Here is an 11,008-nt window from a genome sequence, read left to right as displayed (position 1 = left end):
ACCCGGCAGCACGCTCGCGTTCGGGCAGCGCCATCGCGCAGCTCGCCATGCCGTGGACGGAGACCAGCTCCCAGTCGCCCTGCCGGACGCGCGCTCCCGAGGGTTCCGGATCCTTCGGTCCGGTCAGCTGGAGGTGGGGAAGGTGAAGCCGGCGGTGACCTGCTGCTTGGGCTGGGGCCAGCGGGTGGTGACGACCTTGGGGCGGGTGTAGAAGCGGATGCCCTCGGGGCCGTGGATGGGGGAGTCGCCGATGAGGGAGTCCTTCCAGCCGCCGAAGGAGTAGTACGACATGGGGACGGGCACGGGGACGTTGATGCCGATCATGCCGACCTTGATGCGGCGCTGGAAGCGGCGGGCTGCTTCGCCGGAGGCGGTGAAGAGGGCGGTGCCGTTGCCGTAGGGGTTGGCGTTGATGAGGTCGATGGCCTGGTCGAGGGTGTCGGCGCGGACGACGGCGAGGACGGGGCCGAAGAGTTCTTCCTGGTAGGCGTCCATGTCGGTGGTGACGTGGTCGAGGAGGGAGGGGCCGGTGAAGAAGCCGTTCTCGTGACCCTCGATCTTCAGGCCGCGGCCGTCGACGACGACGGTGGCGCCCTGCACGGCCGCGGTGCCGACCGCGTTCTCCACCCGTTCCTGGGCGGCCTTGGTGACGAGCGGGCCCATGTCGGTGCCGGGGGCGTCGCCGGGGCCGACCTGCACCTCGCCTGCCTTGCGGGTGAGGATCTCCACGAGAGCGTCCGCTGCGTCGCCGACGGCGACCGCGACGGAGACGGCCATGCAGCGCTCGCCCGCGGAGCCGTAGGCGCCGGCGGTGATGTGGTCGGCGGCGAATTCGAGGTCGGCGTCGGGGAGGACGACGGCGTGGTTCTTGGCGCCGCCCAGGGCCTGGACCCGCTTGCCGTGCGAAGTCGCCTGCTCGTGGACGTACTTGGCGATCGGCGTGGAGCCCACGAAGGAGACGGCCTCGATGCCCGGGTGGGTGAGGATGGCGTCGACGGCTTCCTTGCCGCCGTGGACGACGTTGAAGACGCCGTCGGGCAGTCCGGCCTTCTGGTAGAGGGCGGCGACGAAGTTGGCGGCGGAGGGGTCGCGTTCGGACGGCTTGAGGATGAACGTGTTGCCGGTGGCGATCGCGACCGGGTGCATCCACAGGGGCACCATCGCCGGGAAGTTGAACGGGGTGATGCCGGCGACGACGCCGAGGGGCTGGCGGAAGTTGTGGACGTCGATGCCGCGGGAGACCTGGTCGGAGAAGGAGCCCTTGAGGACGTCGCCGAGGCCGCAGACGTACTCGACGACCTCCCGGCCGCGGGTGATCTCGCCGCGGGCGTCGTCGACGGTCTTGCCGTGCTCGGCGGAGATGATCCGGGCGAGTTCCTCCTCGTGCTCGACGAGCAGCTGGCGGAAGGCGAACATGACCTGCACACGCTGGGAGAGGGAGGAGTCCTGCCAGGTCTCGAAGGCGGCGGCCGCGGCCTGCACTGCGGCGTCGACGTCGGCGGCGCCGCCGAGGACGACCCGGGCCTGCTCGGTGCCGGTGGCCGGGTTGAACACCGGCTGGGTGGCGGTGGCGGTGCCCTGGGCGGGCGAGCCGTTGATCCAGTGCGGGATGGTGGTCACGGAGGGCACGTCCTTACAGGTAGTGGCGCTGGGCCTGCTTGTGGGCGGCGTAGGTCTCGTACGCCGTGCGGGTGGTGTCGAGGGCGGAGGTCTGGCTGACGGGGACGTCCCACCAGGCGTGGCCGGGCGGGTTGGGGCCGTACAGGTCGGTCTCGACGTGCACGACGGTGGTGCGGGTGGCGGCCTTCGCCTTCTCCATCGCCGCACGGAACTCCTCGACTGAGGTGGCGTGCAGGACGTCGGCGCCCAGTGAGGACGCGTTGGCGGCCAGGTCGACGGGGAGCACCTCGCCGTCGAGCTGCCCCGAATCACCGTTGCGGTAGCGGTACTTGGTGCCGAAGCGCTGCGAGCCGAGCGACTCGGAGAGGGCGCCGATGGACGCGAAGCCGTGGTTCTGGACGAGCACGATGATCACCTTCAGCCCCTCGGAGACCATGGTGACGATCTCCTGAGCCATCATCAGATACGAGCCGTCGCCGACGAGTACGACGACCTCACGGCTCGGGTCGGCCATCTTCGCGCCGACGCCGGCGGCGACCTCGTAGCCCATGCAGGAGTAGGCGTACTCGACGTGGTAGGCCTTCGGGTCGCGGGCCCGCCACAGCTGCTGAAGGTCACCGGGCATGGAGCCGGCCGCGTTGATGACCACGTCCCGGTCGTCCAGGACCTCGTTGAGCGCGCCGAGGATCTGCGTCTGCGCGGGCAGGTCGCCGGTGCTGCGGCCGGGGGCGAAGCACTCCTCCTCGATCTCCCGGGTACGGGCGATCAGTTCACGGGTGCGGCGGCGGTAGGACTCGGCGACCTCCCAGCCGTCGAGGGCTCCGGCGAGGGCCTGGATGCCCAGGCGGGCGTCGGCCACCAGCGGCTCCGCGGAGTGCTTGACGGCGTCGAGGCGGGCCACGTTGAGGTTGACGAAGGCGACGTCCGGGTTGCCGAAGACGGTGTGGCTGGCGGTGGTGAAGTCGGAGTAGCGGGTCCCGATACCGAGGACCACATCCGCGTCCTTCGCCAGCTCGTTGGCCGCGTAGGAGCCGGTGGAGCCGATCCCGCCGACCGCGTAGGGGTGGTCCCACGCCACCGCGCCCTTGCCGGCGTGGGTGTCGGCGACCGGGATGCCGGTGGCCTCGGCGAAGGCACGCAGCGCGGTCTCCGCACCCGAGTACACGGCACCGCCGCCGGCCACGATCAGCGGCCTCTTCGCGCCCCGCAGCAAGCGGGCGGCGCGCTGGACGGCGGCGGGTTCCGGGACCGGGCGGCCCACGTGCCACACCCGCCGCCGGAAGAACTCGACCGGCCAGTCGTACGCCTCGGCCTGCACGTCCTGCGGCAGCGCGAGGGTCACCGCGCCGGTCTCGACCGGGTCGGTCAAAACCCGCATCGCCGCGAGGGCCGCCGGGACCAGCTGCTCGGGGCGGGAGACGCGGTCGAAGTACTTGGAGACGGCGCGGAAGGTGTCGTTGACGGTGACGTCGCCGCCGCGGGTGTCCTCCAGCTGCTGCAGGACGGGGTCGGCGGCGCGGGTGGCGAACATGTCGGAGGGCAGGAGGAGGACGGGCAGGCGGTTGGTGGTGGCCAGCGCCGCACCCGTGATCATGTTCGTCGAGCCCGGACCGGTCGACGCCGTGCAGGCGAAGGCGGCCAGCCGGTCGCGCATCTTCGCGTAGGCGACGGACGCGTGGACCATGCCCTGCTCGTTGCGCGCCAGGTAGTACGGCAGGTCGGCCTCGCCGGTGGTGGCGGCCTGCAGCAGGGCCTGGCCGATGCCGGCGACGTTGCCGTGGCCGAAGATGCCCCACACACCGGGGATCAGGCGCTGCTCCTGGCCGTCGCGCTCGCTGTACTGGGCGGCCAGGAAGCGGACCAGGGCCTGGGCGGTGGTCAGTCGTACGGTCTTCATCGGTTCTCTCCGAAGGGCAGCCGGTCGTCCACGTCCTGGGCGTCCCAGGTGGCGCGGACCCAGCCGTGGGCGGGGTCGTCGCAGATCAGCCAGGCGCGGTCCTGGCCGGGTCCGGCCATGACGTTGAGGTAGTAGAGGTCGTAGCCGGGCGCGGCGACCGAGGGGCCGTGCCAGCCGTGCGGGATCAGCACGGTGTCGCCGGAGCGGACCTCGGCGAGCACGTCGATCGGCCGCTCGGGGGTGCCGTAGACCCGCTGGTAGCCGAAGCCGTTCCCGTCCTCGCCGGAGACCTCGAAGTAGTAGATCTCCTCCAGCTCCGACTCGACCGGATTGCCGTCCGCGTCGGTGCGGGCCTCGTCGTGCTTGTGCGGTGGGTAGGAGGACCAGTTGCCGCCGGGGGTGAGGACCTCGCACACCAGCAGCTGCTCGGCGTCGAAGGTGCCGGGCAGGCAGTAGTTGTTGACCTGCCGGGAGCAGGCGCCGGCGCCGCGCAGCTCGACGGGAACGTCCTCCTTGCGCCCGTACCGAGCCGAGTGACCTCCCTGCTCGGTACGGGCGGAGGGCAGCGCGAACCGTCCCCCGGCCGCGCTGCTGATGACGGCCTCCGACGCGCGCGGCAGATACGCGAAGTCGGTGGCCGAGGCGAACACGCCCGTCCGGCCAGCGAGTTCGAAGGTGCTGCCGTCCGTGGTGACGGTGCACGAGCCCGTCAGCGGCAGTACCAGGAACTCGGAGTCTCCGGTGGACAGGGCGTGCGTCTGGCCCGGCCGCAGGGTCAGGATCCTGAGACCGGAGTATCCCCAGCACGCCGACTCCGGCGTGACCAGGACGTCGTAGGGGCCGTCGGCCGAAGTACCGGCCGGGAGGTGGTATTTGCCCGTCCCGCTCACAGCAGGCTCACCGCCTTGTCGACGGCGCCGGCGACATCGCCGCCCGCCGGGTAGAGCAGGGAACGGCCGACGACCAGGCCCTGCGCGGTGGGCTGCCTGAGCGCCCGGCCCCAGGAGGCGAAGGCGGCCGCGGGGTCGGTGACCTCGCCGCCCAGCAGCAGCGCGGGCAGGGTGGAGGCGGCGAGGACCCGCTCCATGTCCTGGACCACCGGCAGCTTCAGCCAGGTGTAGGCGCTGCGGCGGCCGAGACCCGACGCGATGGTGACCGACTTGATCACGGCGTCGGTCGACAGGTCGTTGCGGATCCTGCCGTCCTGCCACTCGGACAGGAACGGCTCGACCATGGCGATGAGTTCGCGGTCGCTGAGTTCGTCGACCGCTCGGGCGGTGTCCTGCAGGACCGACGGGGTGGCCGGGTCGGAGAGGGCGATACGGGTGAGCATCTTGCCGCCGTCGAAGCCCATCGCGGCGATCGTCTCCGCGTCGTACCCGGTGAACCGGTCGTCGATCTCGAAGACCGAGCCCGCCAGCCCCGCCCGGTTCATCGAACCGAAGACGGACTTGCCGTCGAGGACGCCGAGCAGCAGCAGGTCCTCCAGGATGTCGGCGGTGCCGAGGACCCCGGTCACGCCGGGGCGTTCCAGGGCGGTGCAGAGGCGGTCCAGGAGTTCGAAGCGGTCCGCCATGGCAAGGGGGTCCGCGCCGACGCCGTTGGCGCCGCGGGCGGGGTGGTCGGCAGCGATGATCATCGCCTTGCCGTGCTCGCCGAGCAGCGAGGTCGCCTTCACCCGGCGGGCCGCCGCGGCGGCCACGGCGCCGGGATCGTGCACCCGGGCGGCCACGATCCGGCTCACGTTGTCGGACAGCACGTCGTCACACCTCTCGCTCGAAGGCATCGGTCGTCCCGCGCAGCTTCGCCTCGACCTCGGCCTCGGTCGGCATGGCGTCGGAGCAGGACAGGCGGCCCGCCACCAGGGCGCCGGCCGCGTTGGCGAAGGCCACCGTGCGCGTGGTGTCCCAGCCGGAGAGCAGGCCGTGGCACAGGGCACCGCCGAAGGCGTCACCGGCCCCGAGCCCGTTGACCACGTCCACGGGCACCGGCGGGATCTCGGCGACCGAGCCGTCCCGGTCCATGGCCAGGACGCCCTTGGGGCCCTGCTTGACGACGGCCAGTTCCACCCCGGCCGCCAGCAGCGCCTCTGCCGCGGCGAGCGGGTCGCGTTCGCCGGTGGCGACCTCGCACTCGTCGATGTTGCCGACCGCGACGGTGGTGTGCCGCAGGGCCTCCCGGTAGTACGACCGCGCCTCGGCCGACCCGGTCCGGGCCGTGCTCTTCCAGAACATCGGCCGCCAGTCCAGGTCGAACACCGTCGTGCCCGCCTTGGCCCGGTGCTCCAGGGCAGCCAGGGTCGCCGAACGGCTCGGCTCCTCGCTCAGCCCGGTCCCGGTGATCCAGAACACGGCCGCCTCGCGGACCGCGTCCAGGTCCAGCTCGTCGGGCCGGATGTCCAGGTCGGGGGCCTTGGGCAGACGGTAGAAGTAGAGCGGGAAGTCGTCCGGGGGGAAGATCTCGCAGAACGTCACCGGTGTCGGAGCGATCTCCGACGTCCCCACGAAGCGGCTGTCCACGCCGTAGCCGTCGAGCGCCGTGCGGACGAAGTCGCCGAAGGGGTCCCGGCCGGTCTTCGTGATCACCGCGGCCCGGCGGCCGTACCGGGCCGCCGCGACCGCGACGTTCGTAGGGCTGCCGCCCAGGTACTTGCCGAACGAGGTGACCTCCGCCAGCCCCACACCCGTCTGGAGCGGATACACGTCCACTCCGACCCGGCCCATGGTCAGCACGTCGTACGGCTTCACGCTGGTTCCCTTCGCCCCATGACGGTGATGGTTTTAGAGCGCTTTAGCAGCGTCCTCTGTGACAGTACGATGCCGTCCGTACAAATGTCATGTCAATAGGATGTCGTGATGATGTGTGCCATGTGACACGTCACGCCCAGGCATCTGCGACACCGGTTGGAACTCCGGCTGGGCCAGCCTGATCCTCGGCATCCGGGATCCTCCTACCGGCACCATCGAGATCGACGGCGCGCGGGCGGAGTTCGACAGCCCGCGCGACGCCGGAAGGCCGACGACTTCCGCAAGGGCGAACGCACCCGCGAGGAGATCACCGACCTGATGGCCGGCGGCGAGGCCATGGCCGACCTGGAGGCCGAACCCGCCCAACGGGAAGCCGACGCCCGACCGGCACGGGGCCGCTCACCCGCGTCGGTCGGCACACGGCTCTCCCGCACCGGCCGGAGCACGGCTCACCGGCGCCCCACCCGCGCCGGCCGATCCGCGGTTCCGCGGTCCGTGCTCCGCGGACCGCGTCCGTACGCGGCAGGCGGCTACGCGACGCCTCGCAGAACCGAGCGCAGGTGCTCCGCGCTGGCCCACACGTCCTCGACCGGGCCCTTCTCCTTGGGTTCCGCGGTGAGGATGGTGTCCTGCTCCAGGACGTACCAGCCGTCGTAGCCGCGGGCGGCGAGGTGCGTGACGATCGCCTCGACGTCGACGTCGCCGGCGCCCAGCGGGCGGTACATGCCCGCGCGGACGGCGTCGGTGTAGCTGAGGCGGCCGGACTGGACCTTGGCGGCGAGGGAGGCGTCCACGTCCTTCATGTGGGTGTGGGCGATCCGCTCGGGTGCCTGGCGGGTCAGTTCGGCGGGGTCGGTGCCGCCGATGAGCAGGTGGCCGGTGTCGAGGCAGAGGGAGATCGAGGAGTGCTCCAGGACGCGGCGGACCTCGTCGCCGTTCTCGATCATCGTGCCGACGTGCGGGTGCAGGACGGCCCGTACCCCGCGCTCGGCCGCCAGTGCGGTGAGCCGGTCGAGGTTGGACAGGAGCAGTTTCCAGCCGTCGGCGTCGAGTTCGGGGCGGGAGTCGTAGCCGTCCTGGCCGGTGATGGCGGACAGGACGAGGACTTCCGCGTCGGAGGCGGCGTAGTTCTCCAGGAGCTGTTCCGCCTCGGGCAGCGGGTCGTGGCCGGGGACGTGCAGGAGCAGGGGGGTGAAGCCGCCGACGGCGTGCAGGTCGTGGTCGGCGAGGACGCGGGCCATCGCGTCGGGGGCGGCGGGCAGGAAGCCGTCGGGGCCGAACTCGGTGGCGGCCAGGCCGACCTCGCGCATCTCCTTCAGCACCCGCTCGGGCGTCAACTGGTAGCCCCAGCCGGGTACTTCACACACGCCCCAGGAGATGGGCGCGCCGGCGATCCGGTTCAGCTGTGGGGTGGTCATGCCGTGGCCTTTCGGTGGTTCCAGTGGGGGTCGGCGACCGCGGCCGTCGGGCGGCGGGGGAGAGGGGCATCGGGGCGGAACGGGCCGCCCCGGCTGCGGTACGGCGCCACACCGCGGCTCCGGCGAGCGCGACCGTGCCCGTCGTCGAACCGCAGGGCCGCCGAACGGGGACGTGACCTCTCGGGTCTGCCCGGCTCCCGGGCCGGCTGCCACCGACCGCCGATCAGCAAGTCCACGGGCGTCATCGCCCTCTCCGTTCGGGAAACCGTCGGCGCGCGGCCGTGGCGAACGCCGACCGGCCTCCCACGGCCAACGGCCAGGCCGTTCGCGTGCTCGCAACGCTAGGTTCGCGAGGGGATTTGGTGAAGCCCTCGAATCCATCAAATTCCCGTCATCGGGGCCGTCAATTTCCCGTGGGGCGAGCGGGTCCCGGCAGCACCGTCCGCCACGGCAGCACCGTCCGCTACGGAGGCCACGGAGACCACGGAGGCCACGTCCGCCACGGAGGCCACGGCGGCGGACCGGGCCTTCTATCTCCAACCTCTGTTGTTCCTAGAATGGGCGGGTGAACGACATCGACGCGATCGCGGCGTTGCACGATCCGGTGCGCCGCAGGCTGTACGAGTACGTGGCGGCGCAGGGCCGCGAGGTCGGCCGCAACGAGGCCGCCGAGGCGACCGGGGTGGCGCGCACGCTCGCCGCGCACCACCTGGACCGGCTGGCCGAGGCCGGACTGCTCGACACCGGCAGCCGCCGCCTGACCGGGCGCTCGGGGCCGGGTGCGGGCCGGCCCGCCAAGGTGTACACGCGGGCACGGGGCGAGCGGATCGTGTCCCTGCCCGCCCGTGACTACCGCACCGCCGCCGAACTGCTCGCCGAGGCCGCCGAGCAGGCCGGGCTGGACGCCGGGCTCTGCGCGGCCGCGCGCCGCCGCGGCGAGACCCTGCGCGGCTCGGCGGCGCCCTGCGGCAGCCTCGACGAGGCCATGGAGATGGTCGCGGCCCGCGGGTACGAACCGCACCTGGAAGACGCCGGGGACGACACCGGCGCCGCTGCCGAGGGGGCGACCGGAGCCGCCGCGCCCGTCGTCCGCATGCGCAACTGCCCCTTCCACGCCGTCGCCGAACGCTTCCCGCCGCTCGTCTGCGGCATGAACCTCGCGCTGCTGGAGGGGCTGCTCGGCGCCGACGGTCCCGTCCGGGCCCGCATGGACGCCCGGCCGGGTGAGTGCTGCGTGGTGCTGGAGTCTTCTAAAAACAACGATGATTGACATAGAAGGGGGGGCGTGCTGGTATGAGGCCATGACCGCATCCGGGTACGACGCCCACCTCGCCCAGCTGAACGTCGCCACGCTCCGTTTCCCCCTGGACGACCCGCGCATGGCGCCGTTCGTCGAGATGCTCGACACGGTCAACGCCGCCGCCGACGACGCGCCCGGCTTCGTGTGGCGGCTAGTGGAGGAGGGGTCGGACGACGCCACCGCCCTGCGCCCGGCGGGGGAGGACGTCATCGTCAACCTGACGGTGTGGGAGACACAGGAGGCGCTGTGGGGCTTCACCTACCGCAGTGAGCACCTCGACGTGATGCGGCGGCGGCGCGACTGGTTCCAGCGGCCCGCCGAGGCACATCTGGTGCTCTGGTGGGTCCCCGCCGGTCATCTCCCGACCACCGGCGAGGCCCTGGAACGGCTCGCTGACCTGCGCGCGCACGGGCCGTCGGCGCGCGCGTTCACCTTCGCCGCCGCCTACTCGGCCGCGGAGGCCGTCTCCGGGGCCGCCGCCGACGGGGCCGCCCCGGGGCCGCACCCCGTCGCGGAAGCCGCCCCGCACGGGTCATGACGCCTGGGCGGTCTCCGGCCGGCCGTCGACGGGCAGGCGGGCCGGGGCGTCCGCGCCCGTGCCGGTGGTGAGATCGGTGCGGCTGGTCTCGCCGAGCAGGGCCAGGCACACCACCGTCAGCAGGCAGAACCCGGCGATGATCGCGGAGACGAGCAGCATCGCCCCGGAACCGGCGTCGGCCTGCACCTCGGTGAAGAGCAGCGGGGCGAAGCCGGCGCCCAGCCCCGCGATCTGGTAGCCGAGGGAAGCGCCGGTGTAGCGGCTCCGGGTGGAGAACAGCTCCGTGTACAGCGCGGCGAGCGGGCCGTACATCATCGGGTGGACCAGCGACTGCCCGAGTATCAGCGCCAGCACGAGCAGCCCGGTGCTGCCGGTGTCGACCAGCGGGAACAGCGCGAAGGCGTAGGCGCCCACGGCCACCGCGCCCGCCATGACCACCGGACGCCGGCCCCGCCGGTCGGACAGCGCCGACCAGCCGATGATGCCGGCCACCGCCAGCGTGGAGGACACCGCGAGGCTGTTGAGCACCGTCTGCCGGGGGAAGCCGCCCTGCACCGCGTAGGAGATGAGGAACGTGGTCACCGTGCCCTGGAAGACGAACGCGGACAGGCCGACCCCGATGCCCAGCAGCAGCACCCGGGGGTGATGGCGCAGCACGTCCCACAGCGGGAGGGACCGGCGCGGCGCCGACGCCAGCGTCTTCTGCTCCCGCTCCGCCCGGGCGAACACCGGTGTCTCGGTCACCCGCACCCGGACGAACAGGCCGATCGCCAACAGCACCACGCTGAGCAGGAAGGGGATGCGCCAGCCCCAGGAGAGGAAGGCGTCCTCGCCGACCGCGGCGGACGTCACCGACATGGCCACCGTGGAGACCGCCATGCCGAAGGGGGCCCCGGCGTTGGTGAAGCTCGCCCACAGCCCGCGCCGGCCGGTCGCGTGCTCGGCGGACAGGAGCACGGCACCGCCCCACTCGCCGCCCACCGCCACGCCCTGGACGATGCGCAGGAGCAGCAGGCAGACCGGTGCCAGGGTGCCGGCCTGGCCGTAGGTGGGCAGGGCGCCGATGAGGAAGCTGGCGACACCCATCAGGGACATCGTCACCACGAGCATCCGCTTGCGGCCGAGCCGGTCCCCGAAGTGCCCGAAGACGATTCCGCCCAGCGGCCTGGCCAGGTAGCCGGTGGCGAAGGTGGTGAAGCTGGCGAGGGTGGCGGCCGTGGGACCGAGGTCGGAGAAGAAGACGTGCGGGAAGACCACCGCCGCGGCGGTGGAGTACAGCAGGAAGTCGTAGTACTCGATGACGCTGCCCAGGAAGCTGGAGGTCACCGCCCGGCGCAGTTGCCGGGGTGCGTGTGCTGTCTGGTGGGGAGAAGCGGCCTGCATGTCGTGAGCTCCCTTGCCGGCGCTGAGGTGGGTCAGCCCGAAGCGGATGTGACATCGGTGGCGGGTGACGGGAGTACCCGTCGTACGCGGGGGCTCGCAGCGCTG

At 72.2% G+C, this 11,008-nt stretch carries 9 protein-coding genes; 2 read left to right on the top strand and 7 right to left on the bottom strand.

Annotated features, from left to right (window positions below; genetic code table 11):
- Positions 1 to 123: 123 nt before the first annotated feature.
- From ABZ887_RS17070 to ABZ887_RS17045, 6 genes are all read right to left on the bottom strand, one after another.
- Positions 124 to 1,620 carry a CoA-acylating methylmalonate-semialdehyde dehydrogenase gene (locus ABZ887_RS17070; RefSeq protein WP_361289473.1) on the bottom strand — a complete coding sequence of 499 codons (1,497 nt, stop codon included), beginning with the start codon at positions 1,618 to 1,620 and terminating at the stop codon, positions 124 to 126.
- Positions 1,621 to 1,633: 13 nt separating this feature from the next.
- Positions 1,634 to 3,517: a 3D-(3,5/4)-trihydroxycyclohexane-1,2-dione acylhydrolase (decyclizing) gene (gene iolD, locus ABZ887_RS17065; RefSeq protein ID WP_361289470.1), complete on the bottom strand. Its 1,884-nt coding sequence runs from the start codon at positions 3,515 to 3,517 to the stop codon at positions 1,634 to 1,636.
- On the bottom strand, positions 3,514 to 4,407 hold the full coding sequence (iolB, locus tag ABZ887_RS17060; RefSeq protein ID WP_361289467.1) for a 5-deoxy-glucuronate isomerase: 894 nt from the start codon (positions 4,405 to 4,407) through the stop codon (positions 3,514 to 3,516). The genes iolD and iolB overlap by 4 nt, the downstream gene beginning before the upstream one ends.
- Positions 4,404 to 5,276: an aldolase gene (locus tag ABZ887_RS17055; protein WP_361289464.1), complete on the bottom strand. Its 873-nt coding sequence runs from the start codon at positions 5,274 to 5,276 to the stop codon at positions 4,404 to 4,406. Before ABZ887_RS17055 ends, iolB begins: the two co-directional genes overlap by 4 nt.
- Before the next feature lie 4 nt (positions 5,277 to 5,280).
- Entirely contained in the window at positions 5,281 to 6,264 is a 984-nt protein-coding gene (gene iolC, locus ABZ887_RS17050; protein ID WP_361289461.1) for a 5-dehydro-2-deoxygluconokinase, read from the bottom strand.
- A gap of 530 nt (positions 6,265 to 6,794) precedes the next feature.
- Positions 6,795 to 7,682 (bottom strand): sugar phosphate isomerase/epimerase, encoded by an 888-nt coding sequence (locus ABZ887_RS17045; protein ID WP_361289457.1) that lies wholly within the window; start codon positions 7,680 to 7,682, stop codon positions 6,795 to 6,797.
- Positions 7,683 to 8,247: 565 nt separating this feature from the next.
- Between ABZ887_RS17045 and ABZ887_RS17040 the strand changes: the two genes are divergently transcribed.
- Both ABZ887_RS17040 and ABZ887_RS17035 read left to right on the top strand, forming a co-directional pair.
- Positions 8,248 to 8,952: a transcriptional regulator gene (locus ABZ887_RS17040; RefSeq protein ID WP_361289454.1), complete on the top strand. Its 705-nt coding sequence runs from the start codon at positions 8,248 to 8,250 to the stop codon at positions 8,950 to 8,952.
- 31 nt (positions 8,953 to 8,983) lie between these two features.
- Positions 8,984 to 9,520, top strand: a complete 537-nt coding sequence (locus ABZ887_RS17035; protein ID WP_361289451.1) for a DUF3291 domain-containing protein — start codon at positions 8,984 to 8,986, stop codon at positions 9,518 to 9,520.
- On the opposite strand, the gene ABZ887_RS17030 is transcribed toward ABZ887_RS17035, so the two are convergent.
- On the bottom strand, positions 9,515 to 10,903 hold the full coding sequence (locus tag ABZ887_RS17030; RefSeq protein ID WP_361289448.1) for an MFS transporter: 1,389 nt from the start codon (positions 10,901 to 10,903) through the stop codon (positions 9,515 to 9,517). The genes ABZ887_RS17035 and ABZ887_RS17030 overlap by 6 nt on opposite strands.
- Between the last annotated feature and the right edge of the window lie 105 nt (positions 10,904 to 11,008).

It is taken from the genome of Streptomyces sp. NPDC047061, from assembly GCF_040643955.1.
In the GTDB taxonomy this organism is placed as follows: Bacteria; Actinomycetota; Actinomycetes; order Streptomycetales; family Streptomycetaceae; genus Streptomyces.
Note: the sequence above shows the minus strand (reverse complement) of the source record. Positions and strands in the feature narration are given on the sequence as shown.

What these genes read in the sequence shown, in the direction of transcription:
- ABZ887_RS17045 (WP_361289457.1), bottom strand. Translation starts at nt 7,682, where the DNA reads ATGACCACCCCACAGCTGAACCGGATCGCCGGCGCGCCCATCTCCTGG.
- ABZ887_RS17035 (WP_361289451.1), top strand. Translation starts at nt 8,984, where the DNA reads ATGACCGCATCCGGGTACGACGCCCACCTCGCCCAGCTGAACGTCGCC.
- ABZ887_RS17030 (WP_361289448.1), bottom strand. Translation starts at nt 10,903, where the DNA reads ATGCAGGCCGCTTCTCCCCACCAGACAGCACACGCACCCCGGCAACTG.
- iolD (WP_361289470.1), bottom strand. Translation starts at nt 3,517, where the DNA reads ATGAAGACCGTACGACTGACCACCGCCCAGGCCCTGGTCCGCTTCCTG.